We start from the raw sequence: 19128 nt of genomic DNA on the forward strand, positions 1-19128 counted from the left end.
ACACGGAAGCTGGTCTGATCATGCGCCAACTTGCCGATCAGGGGCTTAAGGTCCAGTTTATTTCCGGCGATGGCATCGTATCCAACGAACTGGCTTCCATTGCTGGCGACGCTGTTGCCGGCACGTTGAATACGTTTGGCCCGGACCCCCGTACCAACCCGGCCAACAAGGAACTCGTTGAAAAGTTCCGCGCTCAGGGCTTTGAGCCTGAAGCCTATACGCTTTATTCCTATGCCGCAGCACAGACCATTGCTGCAGCGGCCGCAGCCGCTGGATCGAATGATCCGGAAGCTGTCGCAGCAGCGATCAAGGAAAAAGGCCCATTCAAAACGGTGCTGGGTGATATCGCTTATGACGAGAAGGGCGATCCCAAACTTCCAGGCTATGTTATGTACGAATGGAAGAAGGGTGCAGACGGCAATTACACCTATGTTCAGCAATGATGCCGAGTTGACTGTAAAAGCTGAAACCTCCTGTCAGTCAGGGTAAGCAAACCATTTACAACTAACCAATGTAGGGGTTAGCAGGACTTCTGCCGACCCCTACATTTTTACTTCAGGCCTGCCGTCACGGACGAGACGGCTTCCACAAACGGTTCCCGGGATTTTAACACCCGGGCCACCAGCCACGCGCCTTCAAGTGCTATTAGAAATCTTATCGCAAGCTTGCGTGGTTCAGGTTCACCGAAGCGTTCGAAATTCTCGCTGATACAAACGATCCATTTTTCGGTGACTTCTTCAAAAACGCGAGACAACCTTTCAGAAGCAGGAGTGGTGTCCAGCATTACGCTGGCGACAGGGCAACCTAAACTCCAGCCCGAAGCTTCAAAGTTTCGTGCTAAATGCGTGACTATGCCATCTATACCGGCGGCAAGAGTATTAGAATGTGCGAAATATTTTTGCATCAGGTGTGGAAGATACCCGCCTGCATATCGGATAGCCTCCTCCGCAAGCTCTTCCTTTCCGCCAGGGAAATGGAAGTAGAAGGATCCCTTGGGGGCTTTCGCTTGCTCTATGATTTCCGCGAGGCCAACGCCGTGATAACCGCGCGCCCGGAAGAGAGCGACAGCTGTTTCAATAAAACGACTCTTTGCAGTGGAGGTTCTGGGCATCCCACCATCATAATAGTTGTATGGCGATCGGTCTAGTGCTAGATGTACTATGGTGATTGCCATAGTATATGCGGAGAACTAATCGTGGCTTACAACATTGTATCGTCCGCTGCTTGGTGGATAAGAAGCAAAATTGCTAATGGACTTACAAACACTGTGGTGAAAATGAATTCGAACTGGCTCAATGTTGCCAATCATCCGATTGAGGGCAGCGAGTGGAACGGCCTTGAACCATTAGACTTGTTACGAGGCTGGAAGGGATGTGAAGAACGTCCGGAGGAAGGAAATTAAATTTCCGACCATTGCATCTAATGCATAGGTGGAATGACGAAGTGTGTCTGTTTTAAACCGATTAAAACGACTATATTCCAACCTATCGAAACGACGCCGGGGCCAAGGTTGCTGACGTCAGACAGCCCTCAGAAAGGGGATTATCATGAACGTAGCACGCTCATTCAATAACTGGCTTAAGTTCCGTCAGACCGTTACCGAACTTGACCGAATGTCCAGCCGCGAATTGCGGGATTTAGGTATTGATCGCGCAGACATCCGCACTATTGCCCGCGCGTCGGTTGCCCGCTGATTATATCAATCTAACTCGAACAAGACTGCACGACGCTCGCTTCTACTGCGGGCGTTTTTGCATCCATAAGTGTGTATGTCGATTAAAAATGAATAGCGAGATAAAATAGCTATACCGATCGCATATTACGAAGCACTCGCGGAGCGAGGAAACCTTGCAGAAGCTATGCGCGATACCGTTTTTGCAAAGATAATCGGTGAGATTTTTGTAATAGAGGATGTTGGTCCTGCCGATAGCGCTTCAGCTTTGCATGCCGGTTTTGCCCTCCCAAATTCCATGCTGCTTACGACGCTTACAAGAAGGCTTCTATATCTGTTTGATCTCACCCACTACTTTACTAACCTGAACAAGCGGCACAATATTGGTATATTTTGGCATGTCTGCGTCGATTTCCTCCAGATGCGGTGTCAGTGCTGACCAGAAAGCATCAATGCTTTCGCAATAAAAGTGGCACATGGCGACAAACGGAGGTTTCGAATCGGGATCTTTCCCGGCTACGCCATGGTCAATCGTGTAAAATTTACAGGCATCGCCTGCCAGTCTTTGGACGAGTGGCATATGTGTGTCACGATAATATTCATGATCAAAACGACTCTCTACCTCATTCGGATAAATTACACTTATCTTGAACATGTATTACCTCTCAACGTACCAGCTAAGAAACCCAACATACCATTTGGTACGTCCTCTCCACGCCGATGATTTGCATAGTTGCCATCAGATAATAAATGATACGGCCGTACCGCAAAGTATTGCGGGATCTACGAGCTAATGCTTCTGCGCAATCTTTCGGATTGATCTGTCTGCATAGTAGTGACTTCATTCATGAATTTCAGTATCAGCTTCATCTCAGTGATTGAGTAATTTTCCAAAAGTGCAGCTCCAGCCTCGAAGATTGGAAGGTACGCCCGTTGTATCAGCGCATCTGTTTTGGTGGCTGCAGCTACCATAACCTTGCGCCGATCGTTTGCATCTGATTGCCGCTGGACAAAACCGCGTTTCTCGAGCCTGTCGATTAAGGTTGTGACCGCGGCGGGTGTCAGATTGACGGCCTTTGCAATCACGCTAGCTGATTGAGGACCGTAACTGACCATACTGAGGCAACGCCTTTCGGGGCCGCTCAGTTCATATATCTCACCCACTGCACTATCAAAATCTTCAACTGAATCCTGCCATTGCGAAATTGCAAATCCGAGTGTTCTTACCAGGTCCTCGCGAGAGGTCATTGACAGTTCTTTCGATTTTCGTATTATCAGCAAATCGTTATATCAAAATATCGAGGTATCGTCAATGACTGCCATCGACGGATCGGGCATTGCTGTGTGCGGTGCTGGGATTGCTGGACTGGTTTTGGCAATCCGATTGAGGGAATTGGGTTACTCGCCAACCGTGTTCGAGGAACGAACTTCCGAATCCGTGCAGGAGGAGGGTGAGTTCCTGACTTTAGCGCCCAACGGAATGAACGGTTTGCGCGCGATTGATTGTTACGATGACGTTCTCGATGTCGGCATCGATACAATGGGTATCGAGCTGCTGAATGCACGTGGAAAATCGCTTATTATTGCTGATCAAAGCGATCATGCTCAGCTGTTCGGCGCACCAAGTATTACGTTGCGTCGCGGTAAGCTGACGGCAATTTTACTGAAGAAAGTCGATGCTTGTGGAATACCAATTCGATTTGGCTGTCGCGTAAGCAACGTTGAAAACGGAGCGGATGGAGCGACAGTACAATTTGAGAATGGTGATGTCTTTCACGCAACATGGGTGGTTGCTGCTGATGGATTGCGATCAGCAGTACGACAGAGTGTTTTTCCAGAATATCCTGTGCCACGTTTCACTGGAGTGATAGGAACAGGAGGCGTCGTCGACGCTAATGTGCCCTCGACAGGCGGACTAATGAGGATGACATTTGGACGACAAGCCTTCTTCGGTTATATCAAGGATAATGCGGGGCCAGTTCACTGGTTTAATTCCTACTTTGCCGAACAAGCGGGCAATGGCAGGCAAACCAACCCTGAAAAATTTGCCGCTTTCATTCGTGGTCTTCACACAGGCGATCCTGCTCCAAATGCACTGATCCTTGAACATGTCGGCAGAATTGATCGATCCTATCCGATATTCGATATGCCTGTTCTCCCGCGCTGGTGGAAAGATCGCGTCATCCTGATAGGTGATGCTGCCCATGCGGTGGGGCCCCATGCTGGCCAAGGAGCTTCAATGGCGATTGAAGACTCGATTGTGCTCGCTGCATGCTTGAATAATAAAACCGAGCTTAAGCATACTTTCCGACAGTTTGAAAATCTCCGTCGTGATCGCATCAACCGGGTGGTTGAGATAACGGCCCGAAACAGATCACAAAAGGGTCCGACAACATGGCTCGGTCATCTCGTGCGAGATCTCATCCTGCCGATTTTCGTGCGAATGGGAATTCGCCAAGGACGTAAACTCTTCAGCTACCGTGTCGATATCCACCCATTGTCGAAAGCCATGTTTTAAATGAAAGGATTCTGATCTTGTCCAACCTTGGCTATAATCCCAAAATCGATGCCTATCTTGAAAAAACAGAGCCTTTTGCTAAGCCAATCTTTATCCATATACGCACCCTTCTACACTCGATCTGTCCGGAGATTGTCGAAGAGATGAAATGGGGTATTCCCCATTTTGACTATCACGGCGAAATGATGTGCATCTTCGCTGCGTACAAAAAACATTGCTCTTTCAGCTTCTGGAAAGATTCGTTGATGAGTGACGCGCGGCTTCAAGCGAATTCGCACTTGCCGGCAATCAATCGCTTCATGGGTAAGCTAACCAGTATCAAGAATCTGCCGGAAGATACAGAACTCGTTGATTGGATCAGAGAGGCAATGGCGCTCAATGAGCAAGGCGTAAAATTGCCGCCGCGAAAGTCCGAGGGGGCACCGAAAATGATCGAGGTTCATGAGGCGTTTTCGGCTGCGCTTTCCAGCAATCCACATGCAAAATTGATATTTGAAAGCAAGTCACCGTCCTTCCGAAAGGATTACAATTCCTGGATCGGCGAGGCAAAGACAGACGCGACCCGAAACAAGAGGATTGAGGCTGCGATCGAGTGGATTGCAGATGGAAAAAGCCGCTTCTGGAAATATAGCAAATCTGGCTGATCAGCATGCATCAGAGAGAGTGATTATGATGAGCTGAGAAACCCGACGACATCCACGGGTCTGTCAAACCCCCTCAAGGAGTGATTGCCAAATGCAGTGCATTCTATGGAGGCTCTCGAAGCAAGGTCGCAACTCATCAGCAATATTGCACCAAGATCCTTGGCAAGCGCCTGAAGACGTGCAGCGCGATTGACCGGAGAGCCTATAATTGTAAACGAAAATCTGCCGGCAGAGCCGATATTGCCGTGAACGACCTCGCCAATATCAATCCCTATTCGAGCACGAAGTTTGGGCAGATTATTTCGTGACGAACTATCGTTCAAACTGTCCAGTGCCCTTAGCCCTTCCAATGCGGCATTTATCGCGGTGGCACATTGCACGTCTTCATTGGCGGGATTGGTAATTGGAAAAAACATGACAACGCCGTCGCCAACATAGCCGGACACCTGTCCTCCGGCCCTTGATAAGGGTCTCGTGACAGTTTCGAAGAACAAGTTGAGATTGCTGATAAGCGACTGGGGAGCGAGCCCCTCCGTCATATGTGTAAAATCCACCAGATCACAGAAAAGAACTATAGCGCGAATTTCATCGACATCGCCAAGACCAACTCTTCCATCAAGCATGGCAGTGGCAGCATCGCTGCCGAGGTAAGTCTGAAGTAGCGTGCGAGCCGCAGAGGCGTTTAAACGGGCGCCTAAAGCCAGCGCAAAAACTGGTGTAATAAGGTGGAGAAGGTCGATGTCTGATGGTTTAAAGCCATCGGGTTCGTTTGTAATGAACAAGCTCATCACATCATCAAAAAAACCGATTGTGACGTCCGGTTCGAGGTGGTTTGCGAAAGCAATCGCATCAGTTTCTTGCCCTACCAGAACCGATGCAAATTGAGTGTTTTTGGCATTGAGGCGAAGCGTGGTCACGTCCTCTTCCAGCATGCTGGAGAAAATATCGGTAGAACGCTCGTTATTACCTCTACCTGAGGCATCTCTGTGCCATCGTACTCGATGCAAATCCGCCTCGGGGTCAACAACGTCACAGGCAATTTCAATGGTGGAAACGTTCACACCTGCATCTGATAAGGAGGTTCCCAGAAGTGCCACGATCTCATTATCAGTCAGCCCATTGAGGGAGGCTTTGACAAGGTTCTGACTGATCTGCAGAAAAAAATTAGTCAAATAGCTGGACTTAAGTTGTTCGTTCCGAAAACGTGCAGGTTCTTCGGTCTTGCTGATTGCCATTTGTAATCATCCGGTCTTACACATTCGAAAAAAGACATTCGATGGTGCTGGAGTAATCTGATTTGAAACAAAACACGATTTCCTTCCAGCATCATCAGGACTCAGGGCAAAATACCAGCACAGACGAGAGTTCAGTTCGCATAATATTGGGGTTGGTTCAAATCGTCAAAAAGCGTCGCCCCAGTTGGCGCCCAACCAAGTATTGAGCGAGTACGATTATTGGACGCTGCCATATTGCCCGCCGCCATATTTGCAAACCAGCCAAAGTGCTCGCGTGGCCGGGATTCAACTGGCAAGCCAAGATTATGTCCTATTACTTCGGCGATCGTCTTGAACGGAACGGCTTCCTCGGTAACGGCATGGTAGACGCTCTCCGTGCAACCACTTTCAATCACCAAACGATAGACTCGCGCTGCATCCAAACGATGAACGCCAGACCAACAATTAAGTCCGTCATCCGGATATGCGGAAACGCCTGTGGCGCGTGCGAGGTGGATGACAATCGGAATGAATCCGTAATCGCCGATGCCATGAACGGACGGGGCAAGCCGAACAGTTGTTGAGCGGATGCCTTTTTCTGCAAGCGTCCTCGCGGCGGCTTCAGATTTCCTTGGTGATGCCGGATTTGGAAGGTCAAACTCAGTCGCACCTTTTGGCAGACCCGATAAGCCCGAAGTTACGATGAGTGGCCGCTTTGATCCTGCGAGTGCACGTCCCAGAACTCCAATCGCCCGTTCGTCTTGCGCCGCGTTCTCCGCAAATTTCGAGAAGTCGTGATTGAACGCAGTGTGAATTACTGCTTCAGCCGCAACTGCGGCATCATGCAAGATCTCAAGGTCGTCAAGCGTACCTTGAATAATTTTCGAACCCATGGCGATCAGACCAGCGGCCTTGTCGGCTGAGCGGGCAAGCCCGGTGACCCGATAACCCGCAAGGATCAAATCTTCGACGATGGCAGACCCAACCCAACCTGTCGCTCCCGTAACAAATACGTGCATTATAAATCTCCATCGTTGGCCATAGTCTTCGAGACGGCCCATGTCGGTTAGTCGGAAAGCTCAGGCGGTGCGCATCGACAGTTCGATATTATCGGGGAAAGAAGTCGAGAGATAACCATTGTCAGGCGAGCGGACGTGATCAAGATATTCTGGACAATAGTCAGCGTCGTCCGCGATTATCAGTGCGCCGGGGCGCAGGCGGCACTCAACCAGCGCTAGGATTTCTGTATAGAGAGACTTTGCGCCATCCAGAAGCACCAGATCAATAGTTTCAGGAAGATTGGTGCTTAGCGTATTGAGAGCATCTCCCTCTCGTATTTCAACGAGATTGGCGAGGCCGGCATCTGCCAGGTGTTGGTTCGCGCGAGTGACTTTTAAGCTCTCGAATTCGCTACTGATCAGACGACCACCACCATTGTCCCGCAACGCGGCAGCGAGATAAAGGGTCGAAATACCAAACGAGGTTCCAAATTCCACGATATTCCTTGCGCCGCCACTTCGGGCCAACATGTAGAGTAGTTCGCCCGTTTGCCGTGAGACGGGGAGCCACAGGTCCTTGAGACGCCCATAGAAATCGCGATACTCGGTTTTGCTGCGCATAAGGCGCGCACGCTCGTTTTGAGACAGTTCGGCTATGGTGGGGCTCGTGGCTTTCTCTGCTTCATCGAACAGCCGGTCAAGAAGATGTGCGAATGGCGTTGTCGTCAGAGTGTTCATCTCAGATCCTTCATTGTGCAACATTGCGCTGACGGAAAAATACGATTAATTCGTCGCATTTGCTAATCGCATTGAGGAACAAGAAAATGGAAAATCGCCCAAATGCCCGGATTTCCTCAAGAAAAAAGCCAAAGCAAGCTCGTTCAAATGACCTTGTAAGCGCCATTTTGCAGGCAGCTGTTCAGGTTTTGTCACAAGAGGGAGCGCAACGTTTTACGACCGCCCGGGTGGCGGAAAAGGCGGGTGTCAGTGTTGGTTCTCTCTATCAGTACTTTCCAAATAAAGCTGCGATCCTGTTCAAACTTCAAAGCGATGAATGGCGGGAAACAACGAATTTGCTGGGTGATATTTTATCGGATACGGCGCGCCCGCCGTTCGAACGATTAAGGGCACTCGTGCATACTTTTATTTGCTCTGAGTGCGAGGAGGCTGCTGTACGTGTGGCATTGAGTGATGCTGCTCCGCTGTATCGTGATGCACCGGAAGCGCTGGAAGCACGGCATGCTGACGAACCAATCATCGCACAATTTATGCGTGAGGTTCTCCCCGAGGCCTCAGAAACCATCAGAAATCGGGCTGGTGGGCTCATAATGACAACTATGAGCTGCGTAGGTAAAGACTTTTCCGAAGAACCTCGTTCGGACGAAGAGATTAATCTTTATGCGGACGCAATGACAGAAATGTTCTGTGCCTATCTGCAGCGGCTGGGTGATAAAGCCAAGGAACCGATCTAGTTCCGGCACTCTCCGCGTTTGGCGTTTGCAACGGCTTCCATTGAATTGGACGGCTGCAGAGGCTTCTCTAAAGCGGATTTGGGATGGCACACTATTGCTAATGTGAGGCCAATTGATACTGTAACGCCAGCCTGTTTTGGCTAATCCTGTGAGGAATGCTTACGTGAGTGCGAATGATGACAACGATCTGATAGCAGCCAGACTGGCTGCCATCGTGGATAGTTCATTCGATGCAATTATCAGCAAGGATTTGAACAGTGTCATTACAAGTTGGAATCGAGCTGCGGAAGGCTTTTTCGGCTATAAAGCTGAAGAGGTCATTGGCAAGAACATACGTATTCTAATTCCCGAGAGCCATCAGAGCGAAGAGGACGATATAATCTCACGGGTACGGGCCGGTGAGGTGATTGAGAGCTTTGAAACTGTACGTGTCAGAAAAGATGGTTCTTTCATTCCAATCTCCCTTACAGTGTCACCAATTAAGGACGATCATGGCAGGATCGTCGGTGCGTCGAAAATAGCACGTGATATCACTGCATCGCGGGATAATGAGAGACGCATACGTCTCTTGCTCCGCGAGGTTAATCATCGAGTGAAGAACCAGTATGCCGTCATCCTGTCGATTATCAGGGAGACAGCCAAGCGAACACAGGACGTTGACGAGTTCCAGCATCAAATAAATGAGCGCATAACATCACTTGCAAGCTCGCATGACGTATTGGTTTCAGCTGATTGGAAAGGTGGTGATCTGGCAACTTTGATTGGCGATCAATTGAAGCCGTTCAAACATGATGGACCAATAACTGTTACCGGGCCAGAGTTAATGCTAGCAGCCCCTGCTGTGCTGCACATTGGAATGGCTATCCATGAGTTGGCGACGAATTCTGCGAAATATGGCGTGCTAGCAACTTCACGAGGTGAGATCACTATAATCTGGCAGATCGAAAAGATTGGAGAGGGCGATTTTTTAAAGCTTTGTTGGGAGGAGACGAACACTGCGGATGCTGATGCTGTTGAACAGAAATCCGGCTTTGGTTATGTCGTACTGCAGCGGGCCACGCCGCTGGCTTTGCGTGGGAACGCTCAAATTGTTGTAAACGATAAAGTGCGTTTATGGGAGCTGTCCGCTCCGTTGAAAGAATGTGTTTCCGATTTTATTGAAGGCGATCTCTAGCCCCAAATTTCATATGGGATTTCGCTAACCGCGGCCTTTGTAAATGAACCATGCGATGCAGAGAAGCACCAGGATCGCGTTGGCATAAATCAGATAGATAAACAGTTCGTCGTGCATTTGATGCTCAGGGTTAACAGGTCACGAGATGATAACGTTTGAGCGCGAATTTGGTTGGCAGCTATCTGGAAAATTGCTTGAGGAGTTCTGGAACCATTCCGGCAGATATTCCGTTATTTTTGCTTCGGAGTATGTATGTGAAGGTTGCCACTTTTAACGTTAATGGAATCAATGGGCGGTTGAGCCTTTTGCTGCGATGGCTGGCAAAGGCGCAACCCGATGTAGCCTGTCTGCAAGAGCTAAAGTCGCCAGACAGTAAATTTCCCGAGCGGGCGCTAAACGAAGCAGGTTATGGCTGTGTCTGGAATGGTCAGAAAAGCTGGAACGGAGTAGCGATTATTGCGAGAAATGCCGATCCAATAGAGACGAGACGTGTTCTTCCTGGTGACTCTGAGGATATCCATAGCCGCTACATTGAGGCGGCCGTAAATGGAATTCTCATTGGTTGTCTTTATATGCCTAACGGCAATCCTGTGCCGGGTGCGAAATTCAATTACAAACTTCGCTGGCTTGACCGGCTGAATGCTTATGCGAACGAACTGCTTGCAACAAATGCGCCCATCATACTTGCTGGCGATTACAATGTGATGCCCACTGAACTCGACGTTTACAAGCCGGAGCGGTGGTTGGATGATGCGTTGTTCCGACCTGAGGTAAGGAGTTCTTTCAAGGCTCTAACGTCAGCTGGATGGGTAGATGCGATCAGAGCGCTTCATCCCAACGAGCGAATCTACACATTTTGGGACTACCTCCGCAACGCTTGGACCAGAGATGCGGGCCTGCGACTTGACCATCTTTTGCTGAGTCCGTCCGTTGCAGGCCGTCTTAAAAAGGTTGGCGTTGATCGCGAGGTCCGCGGTTGGGACAAAGCCAGTGACCACGCCCCGGTGTGGATTGAGCTGTCGAAAGCACAGGCCAGATAAGTTCAAGCTAATGATATGAACCAAAGCGGAGCGTGGCATGGTTGTCATGATTACCCGATTTGTACAACGAGTTTTCCGATGGTCTACCGTGCTCGACAAGCTCATAGCAGTGGTAGGTTGCGGCTTGAATGTTCCCAGCCAAGGCTCTTACAACGTGGCCAAAGCGTGCAACCGCTTTTAAAGCTGTATCCAGGCCAAGGCCGCCGACCGTAGGCCCTGGCGGAACTGGATCGCAATATGGCCGACGCCTCCGCTGCCACTCGGGATGAACACCTTTATTGAGAATAGCATTATGTACTTCCACAGGTTTATCGTCGGTGAAAGTGAGCACGTCATAATCAGTAAGGACTAGCTGTTGGCCGGACAATGATTTCGCTCACATCCACATCCGCTGTTTGGGATATGGCGTAGAGGATGGAGTTTGCGATGGCTTCGGGATCAATCGTGACGGCGCGAAAATTTTTCATCGTGGCACGGGCGATAGGATCGCTGATAGTGTCTGCGAGTTCCGATGCTGTCGTCCCCGGGGAAATAATGGTAACCCGAATTTTATCGTTCTCCTGTCTCAGGCCATCTGAAATCGCACGTACCGCAAATTTCGTTGCGCAATAGACGGCTGCGGTGGGTGATACGGTGTGACCGCCTATGGAAGACACATTGATGATCTGGCCTTCACCTTGCTTCTTCATAATTGGGAGCGCAGCCGCGATTCCGTAAAGCACGCCTTTTATATTGACATCGACCATCCGGTCCCATTCGTCTACCAGAAGGGCGTCCAGCGGTGAAAGTGGCATGACGCCTGCGTTGTTTATCATAACGTCCAGACGGTCAAACTCCGAGACTGCAAAGTCGGCAAAGCTTTTCACTTGCTCGCGGTTGGTAACATCCAATTGTTTCGTGAGTACCGAGCCACCCTCAAATGCGATCTCTTCGGCCAGTTTATCAAGCCTATCAATTCGTCTTGCGCCGATCACGACATGAGCGCCTGCTTTTGCAAGAGCCCTTGCTGTTGCTTCACCAATGCCACTGCTGGCCCCGGTGATGGCGATGACTTTTCCTTGAATATTGAACATTTGAAACTCCGTGGTTTTCTACTGAAGGGGAATATTTATTTGCGGCGCAGGATCATTCCGCCGTGGTGAAGTGTGTTCTCGTCCACAAAATCGCCGTCAGCTGTGAAGCCGGTATCGTCCCAGTATTCGATATGATTGCCGGTCACTTCATAGCGGCCCTGATAGGCACTTTCGCGATTGCCGCGAGCCTCGTCATAACGGTTGTCAGGAAGCAGTTCGTGGCGAACTCTATTATCATCAGTTACCCACATGCCGATGTAAGGGTGATGCAACATTTGAACCTCTTTTGATTTGGAATTCTCTGAACCGGATTGCTTTTGCGGTCGCTCCATAGTTTGCCCGGTTGAGCCGAAGATCGAAGCCGAGATAATGACCATGAGGCTGGCTAGTGACTTGGAAACTTGGGCCATAAAAGTTCTCTCGGGTTTCATTGATATCAAAATACCCATCATTATTGGGATGAAAAAGTTGCTAATCTTAAATGACTTGGTTAGTAGTTCTTACCAATGAGTGACGATCTTGAAGGCATTTCGGTGTTCTTGGCGATTGCTGATGCGAAGAGTTTTCGCGTCGCAAGCGAACGGCTTGGCGTTACTCGTTCAGCGGTCAGTCAGGCTTTGCAAAGACTTGAAGATCGTGTCGGCGTCGCCCTAATACAACGGACCACCCGAAGCGTACGAATGACGGAAGCAGGCGAGTTATTTTACGGCGCGGTAAACTCCTCTGTTTCTCAAGTCAGACAAGCGATGGAGGCCCTTCGTGAGGTGCAAAGCAGGCCAAGCGGACTGCTAAGGATTGCCGTTTCATCTATTGCCGAGAGTTTCTTATCGGGCACATTGCTGGCCGGATTTATCAAACAGTATCCTGAGATCGCTCTTGATATTACGGTTACAGATGAAGAGTTTGATATTGTCGATGTCGGATTTGATGCGGCCGTGCGATTGGGAGAGGTAATCGAACAGGACATGATTGCTATCTCCGTTTCGCCAGAGCAGGAACAACACGCTTTTGCATCACCGGAATATCTAGCAAAGAACGGCAGCCCCAATCATCCGCGAGAACTGTCGGAGCATATCTGCATAGGTTGGAGGCCCCGTCCGGACAGCGCACCATATCGCTGGGAATTTACCGAAAATGGTCGGGATTTCGATGTCGCGGTTAATCCCAAGGTCACGACCAACGATATGGGCTTGATGATCCGGATGGCCTGCGCCGGAGCGGGCATCACATTCGGTATGGTGGATACGTTTCAACCCTGGGTATCCAGAGGAGAACTTATACCTTTGCTGGAGGCATATGGTCCGCCATTCAACGGCTTTTATCTCTATTATCCCAAGCGTCACAGACAGCCTGTAAAGCTCCGGGCTCTCGTGGATTATATACGGATTTCAAACCTCAGCTGATTGGATAGGTTATGCTGCTACGCCGGGATGTAAAATCTGAAAAATGTCCCGATGCGGTGGCACGTTGAGTTTGAATGGCCATCGGAATTTTGAGCCTCAATGGCCGACAGGTAACGGCCTGTAGCAACGAACTCTGCGGAGAAAATGCTGCCGTTGAAAAACTAATAAATAGATGTAAGTTCATTGGTAGAAGTAGTTATTGGTTACTCTGCAAAGGGTCCAACCTCGCCATGTGGCGATTGATTTGCAAATGGCAGGTATAACATGGGACTACCACCCCGCACACAACCGACGGGAACACAGTCGGCAAGTTCTGAGTCAGCCGCGCCTGATGATAGCTTCCGGGCGATACCGTTATCAGTGTCACCTATTTTGCGCGATGGCTTTGGCGGGCCATCGGGTATCCGGTTCAATGGCAATTCTCTTGATGCCACAATAGATGAATCGCTATCGTGCTGCGGAAAATACAGTCTCAGGAATACGCATCATAAAAGCATTGCCGGTGTCACCAACGATGGTTGCATGATTTTTGCAGTCAACTGCATTATTGCGAGCCGTAATTATACCGCGATGGGTGCTTTTGATCGTTTCGGTAAACCGATACCGCTGACGATGACCCAGAAAGATCTTTTGGGGAAGTATGTGCCCGATGTTCAAAAGCTGATGATACCGGACATCAGAAAAGACCCAACAGTTTTCGGCTTCAAAAGTACCACCAATCCTAGCTTGGGGATCTATATCGACCCTGCGAACAAACAGTATGTCTTCCATTTTAACGGGGATATTGAAGACCCTAACATAAAGACCCATGCCAGTGCCAAATTTGCCAGGGATGGGAAATTCGCCGGAGGTGGAGCCGATTTCGTTGCCACCAATGATACGTGGACGTTAAAAGGAGCGGCGAAGGTAGACAAAGAGTTCAAACTCTCCGGCCATTCGGCCGACCTTTCCTATGCAAGTGGTAAATGGGAAGCCGGACTTGGCTATGAACAAAGCGGAAAAGAAACCACGCGTTATGCCAAGGTCAGTTATAAGCCTTCGCCTGCGTTTAAATTGACGATTTCGGCGCTGCCCGACAATAAGCCAGTATCGCCTCCGGCTCGATTTGACTTCTCTAACAAGCCTCCGGCATTTCACGATGCCAGTACTATCCAGTTCAAAGCGGAAATTTTTTTCCGTTGAAGATTGGTTGATTTGTAGCGACTGCTTCTCAGAGCGAAATGCTGCCTGATTTTCAATTCGGGTTTTTGCAAAGCGAGCAGATTGGCCAAATTATCATGAACAATAGAGAAGAAGCGGCGAACTTTTGCTCGCCGCTTCTGAAATCAAACTTTGCTAAGATTAGAAATTGCGCTGAAAGCGGATGATGCCGCCAAACGCATCATCGCTGCCACCATTGGCAATCGAATCGTCCTTACGTGCGCCGTCAAACTTGGTGTAGTTGATTTCTGGCGTGATCTTCAAACCAGGAACAAGTTCGTAGGCGACATTGACCGCGAAAGCATAGGTGCCTTCTTCTTCATATGCTGCTTGAGCATTAAGAACTGCCTTTTCCGAAAGCTTGGCTGCCACACCACCCCAAACAGCGTAGTCGCCCTGGAACTGAGCGAACCAGTTGGTGTCGTGATCGTAGAAGCTTTCTTTCCGGAAGTCGGACTGATATGCACCCATGACCCAAGCAGAAATCCGGTCAGTGATGTTTACATCCAGACGCAAGTTGACGGCGACATCTTCAACTCTGGAGTCGTAGCCGACAGTACCAGCAATCTTACCCCATGCTTGTTCAAATTTCGCGCCGGCTAGAACATGTGGCATGTAATCGTCGATAACATTGTCGCCAAATTCGTTCGAACCCTGTTCTGCTGCGATAATTGCAGAGAAACCATTGCCCGCAGCAAATGTGTAGCTGATCTGGTTCGATTTGCCGGACTGGTAGTTGATAACATCGTCCTGGATAATATCGCCGGCATAACCGACCCAGGCACCGAAGATTTCATCGGCTACACCAACGCGGAAACCACCGAGTTCAATATAGGCTTCAGGAATGGTCGCATCGGAATTCTCGCCATCATCATATTGAAAACGCGTGGCGATGTAGGAGCGCAAAGTTCCGAGTTCGGTCTCAGAACGGGCGTCAAAAGTAACCTGTGCGCGGGTGCGGACATGGTAGCTTTCTTCGTTGTTACGGCCTGAGTTCGAGCCATCATAAGGATCATCACCAGCCTGCACGTCGAAACGCAGATACCCACCAACCTTGAGGCAGGTTTCGGTACCCGGCAAATAGAAGAACCCGGCGCCGTATGTATCGCAAACGCGGACATATTCGACGGGTTCAGGCTCAGCAACCACCACGGCGTCGGCGGCGCGGGCTCCTGATACCGCTGTAAGGGCGGCGGCAGAGCCAAGAAGAAGACTTCTAAAATTCATCTGGGATCTCCAGTAAAGATCATGAGTGAGGGATCACATTCAAGAGAGTGAATGCTTTCTCTATGTCTTACTTTCGAGCCCGTTTGGTCAAAGGACAAAACCGGTTGTTTCTTACCAAAGCCATACTGTTGCTTAATTAGCACGAACTAATATTTGCTCATGGAGAAAATAGGCGATTAATTGCTTTATTACGTGGGAAAATGGCTAGTTTAGGGGATTCTTATTCACGTTTGCGTGAGTGCTATTGAAATTTTGAGTTGGAAAGACGTCGTCATAATTCAAATAATTTAGAATAGTATACTATTATTACATAAAAATTGAGAATGAATTCTCATTGAGAAGCAACTGATTATGTCCTTTGACGAAATGAGCTTTTCAGTGCAGGTTACCAATGCGCCCTAGAACCTGTTGATCTTTCACCAGAAATCAGGACGATTGAGTTTACTTGATCTCCAGTCAATGCTCAAAGACCCCGCCCTAACCGGTGGGGTCAAGTCTTTTGAAGTAATGTTTTTAATTCTTATCTTGGAATTTAAAAAACCAAATAAGAGTATATATTATTATACAATAGCAAAGTTATGCTGGAAGAAGATCGTAGTCTTTATTTGCGAGGTGAATATCGAATTGCACCTTGGCTATATGCGAGGCGACGATATTGTTGAAGACCTCCTTCAAAGGCGGAAGTAATTCGATGTGCCGACCGCCAGCATCCATGAGCCGGACCATGCCTTCAGTCTCAGCTTTTTTCATCAAGCGTCTGATATGAGTGCGCGATACACCATAAAGGTGGCCGATCTCATCGAAAGGTAGGCTCACCACATTCTGATCGCGTTCCGTGCGGCCCGCCATCAGCTTGCAAAGCAGCATTTCTCCACTGTCACTTGTTGCAAACAATCTAGAACGACGGTCTTCAATGATGATCGGCTCTATATCAAAGAGTGAATGTAGGCTTGTAGCGAAGTAACGCTCAAGGAAATTCAGTGAACTGTCGAGCAGCGCGCGATAGCGGCGCAATGGGAATAGCCTGTCTGCTGCGGAGAGGCAGACCGCAATAATATCGTGAAGAACCGAAATGAGTTGCCCAGTCGGTTCAATGAGGTGGCTTCGATGGTCCGCCTCATCTTTTACCCGCGTTACATGGCCGATATTCTCAAGCAAATTGACAGTCGCAGTTGTCGTGCTTTTGCTGCAAAGGCCAAGTTCGGTTGTGACATATTGAAGGCTCGACATGGAAGCGCCGTGATGTTCATCGTCACGACCGTAATGCATGGCTGCAATCGCCATGCATATAGCCTGACGGGCAGCATTGGCCATCACTTTGTTCGCCATGTATTGACCTTCGAAAACGCGCACAATTCCATGCGCATACTCAAAAGAAGCATGGCAGAAATTCGGATTGTTACGCAGAATTGCAACACGCTGCCGTAGCCAGAGTGAGCGTGTCTCATTACGCCCACACGAGATTTGAACTGCGCTGCCGTCCATACAAATTATCCTGACCGAATGCCCTTGCTGTTATATGGGGATGGCTTGCCCGATTTCAAACCGTTCGGTTCGATTTCAGCATAATTATTTTCGAGGAGGATTTCATCGCATGCAATGAATAGGCGGTGTGATTCAACTCAAGCTGCGGTTCGTGAAATTCGCCGCATAGCTTGCGGCGATTGTCCAAAAGCTCTCAAGAAAGCTCTGCGCATTCTCTCGCGATCAGCAAAGCCTGTTTCGTCAGCGATAATGTCCATAGAAAGACGTCCTTGTTCCATCAATATGCGGGCCGTTTCAACACGCAGATTCTCCACGGCTTTAGCGGGGGATTGACCGGTTTCTGCACGAAACGCGCGACTGAATTGACGAGGGCTTAAATTGGCAGCGTTGGCCAAATCATCGACGGAGAGTTCGTTCTTCAGGTTTCGTTTTGCAAAATCCAAAGCTTTTTGGATTCGGTCTGTTTTTGGTTCCATTTCAAGAAGAGCAGAAAATTGCGATTGGCCTCCGGCCCGGCGATGATAGATGACAAGATTGCGTGCAACCGTGCGTGCGACCTCAACGCCATGATCCTTTTCCACCATCGCCAACGCGAGATCGATAGCGGCCGTCATGCCGGCTGATGTCCAGATTGGGCCATCTATGATAAAGATGCGATCCTCTTCCACTTTCAGCTTCGGGTAACGATTTTGCAATTCGCGAGCGAACGCCCAATGCGTAGTGACACGGCGATTACCCAACACGCCTGCTTCGGCCAAGATGAAAGCGCCGATACAGGGCGCTGCCAAACGTCGGGCACTTGTTGCCGATTCCCGGATGAAATTCAGCAGACCGGATGTCGTTGGTTGAATCGTAGTACCACCCAAAATAACGACCGTGTCCAACTCGGTTTTGCCAAACGATTTCGTTTCAACGCTGAAGCCTGCCGATGATCGAACCATCCCGCCATACTCGGACAGAAGGGTGATGTCATAGAAATTGTCTTTGGCGACAGTGTTAGCGATCTCAAACACCGTCATTGCTGCAAAACCCAAGACTTGAAAATTTGGTTGCACTACAAAACCAACGCTTTGCATATTAATGTCCTAAAAGTTATGTCTTAAAAAGTTGTATATATGACATTTCAGACATTGGGAAGAAGTATTACGCTCGGACCACAAAGAGCAATTTCAAGGATCTGAACGTTATGTCCTATTCTCAAAACAACACAGCACTCATAACCGGCGCGTCGTCTGGCATTGGAGCAATTTATGCGGAGCGATTGGCGCATCGCGGCCATAACCTCATTCTGGTCGCCCGAAATCGAGAGCGGCTTGATCGTCTTGCTAAGCGCCTAGCTGATGAGACAGGCAGAACAGTTGAAGTCGTCCAAGCGGATTTGAATCAGGCCGTGGATCTCGCTCGTGTTGAGAAGATACTGCAAACAGATGCCAGTATCGGGCTCCTGATAAACAATGCAGGTCTCGGCGCTGTCAGCCCATTGCTGGCTTCTGAAGTCAACAAGATGGTAGACATTATCAATCTGAACGTGGTGGCGCTTACGCGTCTCGCCTATGCAGCAGTTCCGGGATTTGTAGCTCGTTGCGGTGGATCGATCATCAACATTGCGTCGGTTGTGGGACTCGCTCCGGAATTGCTCAACGGTGTCTACGGCGCATCCAAGGCATATGTCATTGCGTTCAGCCAGTCGCTGAAACAAGAACTGGCCGATAAAAATGTCTACATTCAGGCTGTCCTGCCCGGCGCAACTGCTACAGATTTTTGGGAGCTTTCCGGAAAACCTGTATCGGAGTTGGACAGCGCAATCGTCATGTCTGCCGAAGATATGGTTGACGCTGCATTGATTGGATTTGATCGGCAAGAGTTCATTACCATCCCTGCATTGCCGGAAGTAGAAGACTGGAACGCTTATGAAGCGGCACGCCAGAAACTGCTGCCCAATCTATCAAAACAACAGCCAGCCAAGCGCTATCAAGCGATCGCCTGACTATATCCCAGCCGGAGACGA

General features: G+C 49.3%; 22 protein-coding genes. 11 read left to right on the top strand and 11 right to left on the bottom strand.

Annotated elements, in window-relative coordinates:
• Positions 1-443: ABC transporter substrate-binding protein (locus PMI41_RS13710; RefSeq protein ID WP_008125734.1), on the top strand; the 443-nt coding region annotated here is incomplete at its 5' end.
• 107 nt (positions 444-550) lie between these two features.
• On the opposite strand, the gene PMI41_RS13715 is transcribed toward PMI41_RS13710, so the two are convergent.
• Positions 551-1174, bottom strand: a complete 624-nt coding sequence (locus tag PMI41_RS13715; protein WP_008125736.1) for a TetR/AcrR family transcriptional regulator — start codon at positions 1172-1174, stop codon at positions 551-553.
• A 21-nt stretch (positions 1175-1195) separates the two neighbouring features.
• Between PMI41_RS13715 and PMI41_RS25070 the strand changes: the two genes are divergently transcribed.
• Together PMI41_RS25070 and PMI41_RS24755 are read left to right on the top strand one after the other, a co-directional pair.
• Positions 1196-1402 carry a hypothetical protein gene (locus tag PMI41_RS25070; protein WP_008125738.1) on the top strand — a complete coding sequence of 69 codons (207 nt, stop codon included), beginning with the start codon at positions 1196-1198 and terminating at the stop codon, positions 1400-1402.
• 145 nt (positions 1403-1547) lie between these two features.
• Positions 1548-1694 (top strand): DUF1127 domain-containing protein, encoded by a 147-nt coding sequence (locus PMI41_RS24755; protein WP_008125740.1) that lies wholly within the window; start codon positions 1548-1550, stop codon positions 1692-1694.
• Positions 1695-2000: 306 nt separating this feature from the next.
• Here PMI41_RS24755 and PMI41_RS13720 read toward each other — a convergent pair whose 3' ends face one another.
• Both PMI41_RS13720 and PMI41_RS13725 read right to left on the bottom strand, forming a co-directional pair.
• On the bottom strand, positions 2001-2327 hold the full coding sequence (locus PMI41_RS13720) for an EthD family reductase (RefSeq protein ID WP_008125744.1): 327 nt from the start codon (positions 2325-2327) through the stop codon (positions 2001-2003).
• Between the two features lie 128 nt (positions 2328-2455).
• On the bottom strand, positions 2456-2920 hold the full coding sequence (locus PMI41_RS13725; RefSeq protein ID WP_008125746.1) for a MarR family transcriptional regulator: 465 nt from the start codon (positions 2918-2920) through the stop codon (positions 2456-2458).
• 64 nt (positions 2921-2984) lie between these two features.
• On the opposite strand from PMI41_RS13725, the gene PMI41_RS13730 reads away from it, so the two are divergent.
• Positions 2985-4190, top strand: coding sequence for an NAD(P)/FAD-dependent oxidoreductase (locus PMI41_RS13730; RefSeq protein WP_008125747.1), 1206 nt, complete (start codon positions 2985-2987; stop codon positions 4188-4190).
• Between the two features lie 17 nt (positions 4191-4207).
• Entirely contained in the window at positions 4208-4834 is a 627-nt protein-coding gene (locus PMI41_RS13735; protein WP_008125749.1) for a YdeI/OmpD-associated family protein, read from the top strand.
• Positions 4835-4857: 23 nt separating this feature from the next.
• On the opposite strand, the gene PMI41_RS13740 is transcribed toward PMI41_RS13735, so the two are convergent.
• The 3 genes from PMI41_RS13740 to PMI41_RS13750 form a co-directional block, all read right to left on the bottom strand.
• Positions 4858-6069: an adenylate/guanylate cyclase domain-containing protein gene (locus PMI41_RS13740; RefSeq protein ID WP_008125751.1), complete on the bottom strand. Its 1212-nt coding sequence runs from the start codon at positions 6067-6069 to the stop codon at positions 4858-4860.
• Positions 6070-6200: 131 nt separating this feature from the next.
• On the bottom strand, positions 6201-7067 hold the full coding sequence (locus PMI41_RS13745) for an SDR family oxidoreductase (protein WP_008125752.1): 867 nt from the start codon (positions 7065-7067) through the stop codon (positions 6201-6203).
• 60 nt (positions 7068-7127) lie between these two features.
• The gene (locus PMI41_RS13750; RefSeq protein ID WP_008125753.1) at positions 7128-7784 is read right to left on the bottom strand and encodes a class I SAM-dependent methyltransferase; all 657 of its coding nucleotides are present in this window, start codon (positions 7782-7784) and stop codon (positions 7128-7130) included.
• 86 nt (positions 7785-7870) lie between these two features.
• Here PMI41_RS13750 and PMI41_RS13755 point away from each other — a divergent pair, with 86 nt between their 5' ends.
• The 3 genes from PMI41_RS13755 (at position 7871) to xth (ending at position 10732) form a co-directional block, all read left to right on the top strand.
• A complete protein-coding gene (locus PMI41_RS13755; RefSeq protein WP_008125754.1) occupies positions 7871-8518 on the top strand; it encodes a TetR family transcriptional regulator in 648 nt (215 codons plus the stop codon).
• Positions 8519-8681: 163 nt separating this feature from the next.
• Complete coding sequence (locus PMI41_RS13760; protein ID WP_008125755.1) at positions 8682-9692, top strand: PAS domain S-box protein; 1011 nt, start codon at positions 8682-8684, stop codon at positions 9690-9692.
• A 254-nt stretch (positions 9693-9946) separates the two neighbouring features.
• A complete protein-coding gene (xth, locus tag PMI41_RS13765; protein WP_008125757.1) occupies positions 9947-10732 on the top strand; it encodes an exodeoxyribonuclease III in 786 nt (261 codons plus the stop codon).
• A 338-nt stretch (positions 10733-11070) separates the two neighbouring features.
• Here the strand turns inward: xth and PMI41_RS13770 are convergent, their stop codons facing one another.
• Together PMI41_RS13770 and PMI41_RS24760 are read right to left on the bottom strand one after the other, a co-directional pair.
• Complete coding sequence (locus tag PMI41_RS13770) at positions 11071-11805, bottom strand: SDR family oxidoreductase (protein ID WP_008125760.1); 735 nt, start codon at positions 11803-11805, stop codon at positions 11071-11073.
• A gap of 35 nt (positions 11806-11840) precedes the next feature.
• Entirely contained in the window at positions 11841-12215 is a 375-nt protein-coding gene (locus tag PMI41_RS24760; RefSeq protein WP_081497139.1) for an Atu4866 domain-containing protein, read from the bottom strand.
• A 96-nt stretch (positions 12216-12311) separates the two neighbouring features.
• Here PMI41_RS24760 and PMI41_RS13780 point away from each other — a divergent pair, with 96 nt between their 5' ends.
• Both PMI41_RS13780 and PMI41_RS13785 read left to right on the top strand, forming a co-directional pair.
• Positions 12312-13208, top strand: coding sequence for a LysR family transcriptional regulator (locus tag PMI41_RS13780; RefSeq protein ID WP_008125763.1), 897 nt, complete (start codon positions 12312-12314; stop codon positions 13206-13208).
• A gap of 264 nt (positions 13209-13472) precedes the next feature.
• On the top strand, positions 13473-14390 hold the full coding sequence (locus PMI41_RS13785; protein ID WP_008125765.1) for a hypothetical protein: 918 nt from the start codon (positions 13473-13475) through the stop codon (positions 14388-14390).
• Between the two features lie 159 nt (positions 14391-14549).
• On the opposite strand, the gene PMI41_RS13790 is transcribed toward PMI41_RS13785, so the two are convergent.
• The 3 genes from PMI41_RS13790 to PMI41_RS13800 all read right to left on the bottom strand — a co-directional run bounded on the left by PMI41_RS13790 (position 14550) and on the right by PMI41_RS13800 (position 18196).
• Entirely contained in the window at positions 14550-15635 is a 1086-nt protein-coding gene (locus PMI41_RS13790; protein ID WP_008125767.1) for a porin, read from the bottom strand.
• A gap of 576 nt (positions 15636-16211) precedes the next feature.
• On the bottom strand, positions 16212-17120 hold the full coding sequence (locus PMI41_RS13795) for a hypothetical protein (RefSeq protein WP_008125770.1): 909 nt from the start codon (positions 17118-17120) through the stop codon (positions 16212-16214).
• 137 nt (positions 17121-17257) lie between these two features.
• Positions 17258-18196 carry a GlxA family transcriptional regulator gene (locus tag PMI41_RS13800; RefSeq protein WP_008125772.1) on the bottom strand — a complete coding sequence of 313 codons (939 nt, stop codon included), beginning with the start codon at positions 18194-18196 and terminating at the stop codon, positions 17258-17260.
• A gap of 110 nt (positions 18197-18306) precedes the next feature.
• Between PMI41_RS13800 and PMI41_RS13805 the strand changes: the two genes are divergently transcribed.
• Positions 18307-19107, top strand: coding sequence for an SDR family oxidoreductase (locus PMI41_RS13805; RefSeq protein ID WP_008125774.1), 801 nt, complete (start codon positions 18307-18309; stop codon positions 19105-19107).
• Positions 19108-19128: the final 21 nt, after the last annotated feature.

It is taken from the genome of Phyllobacterium sp. YR531 (genome assembly GCF_000282595.1).
In the GTDB taxonomy this organism is placed as follows: Bacteria; Pseudomonadota; Alphaproteobacteria; order Rhizobiales; family Rhizobiaceae; genus Phyllobacterium.

What these genes read in the sequence shown, in the direction of transcription:
- PMI41_RS13715 (WP_008125736.1), bottom strand. Translation starts at nt 1,174, where the DNA reads ATGGCAATCACCATAGTACATCTAGCACTAGACCGATCGCCATACAAC.
- PMI41_RS24755 (WP_008125740.1), top strand. Translation starts at nt 1,548, where the DNA reads ATGAACGTAGCACGCTCATTCAATAACTGGCTTAAGTTCCGTCAGACC.
- PMI41_RS13720 (WP_008125744.1), bottom strand. Translation starts at nt 2,327, where the DNA reads ATGTTCAAGATAAGTGTAATTTATCCGAATGAGGTAGAGAGTCGTTTT.
- PMI41_RS13725 (WP_008125746.1), bottom strand. Translation starts at nt 2,920, where the DNA reads ATGACCTCTCGCGAGGACCTGGTAAGAACACTCGGATTTGCAATTTCG.
- PMI41_RS13730 (WP_008125747.1), top strand. Translation starts at nt 2,985, where the DNA reads ATGACTGCCATCGACGGATCGGGCATTGCTGTGTGCGGTGCTGGGATT.
- PMI41_RS13740 (WP_008125751.1), bottom strand. Translation starts at nt 6,069, where the DNA reads ATGGCAATCAGCAAGACCGAAGAACCTGCACGTTTTCGGAACGAACAA.
- PMI41_RS13745 (WP_008125752.1), bottom strand. Translation starts at nt 7,067, where the DNA reads ATGCACGTATTTGTTACGGGAGCGACAGGTTGGGTTGGGTCTGCCATC.
- PMI41_RS13750 (WP_008125753.1), bottom strand. Translation starts at nt 7,784, where the DNA reads ATGAACACTCTGACGACAACGCCATTCGCACATCTTCTTGACCGGCTG.
- PMI41_RS13755 (WP_008125754.1), top strand. Translation starts at nt 7,871, where the DNA reads ATGGAAAATCGCCCAAATGCCCGGATTTCCTCAAGAAAAAAGCCAAAG.
- PMI41_RS13770 (WP_008125760.1), bottom strand. Translation starts at nt 11,805, where the DNA reads ATGTTCAATATTCAAGGAAAAGTCATCGCCATCACCGGGGCCAGCAGT.
- PMI41_RS24760 (WP_081497139.1), bottom strand. Translation starts at nt 12,215, where the DNA reads ATGGCCCAAGTTTCCAAGTCACTAGCCAGCCTCATGGTCATTATCTCG.
- PMI41_RS13780 (WP_008125763.1), top strand. Translation starts at nt 12,312, where the DNA reads ATGAGTGACGATCTTGAAGGCATTTCGGTGTTCTTGGCGATTGCTGAT.
- PMI41_RS13785 (WP_008125765.1), top strand. Translation starts at nt 13,473, where the DNA reads ATGGGACTACCACCCCGCACACAACCGACGGGAACACAGTCGGCAAGT.
- PMI41_RS13790 (WP_008125767.1), bottom strand. Translation starts at nt 15,635, where the DNA reads ATGAATTTTAGAAGTCTTCTTCTTGGCTCTGCCGCCGCCCTTACAGCG.
- PMI41_RS13795 (WP_008125770.1), bottom strand. Translation starts at nt 17,120, where the DNA reads ATGGACGGCAGCGCAGTTCAAATCTCGTGTGGGCGTAATGAGACACGC.
- PMI41_RS13800 (WP_008125772.1), bottom strand. Translation starts at nt 18,196, where the DNA reads ATGCAAAGCGTTGGTTTTGTAGTGCAACCAAATTTTCAAGTCTTGGGT.
- PMI41_RS13805 (WP_008125774.1), top strand. Translation starts at nt 18,307, where the DNA reads ATGTCCTATTCTCAAAACAACACAGCACTCATAACCGGCGCGTCGTCT.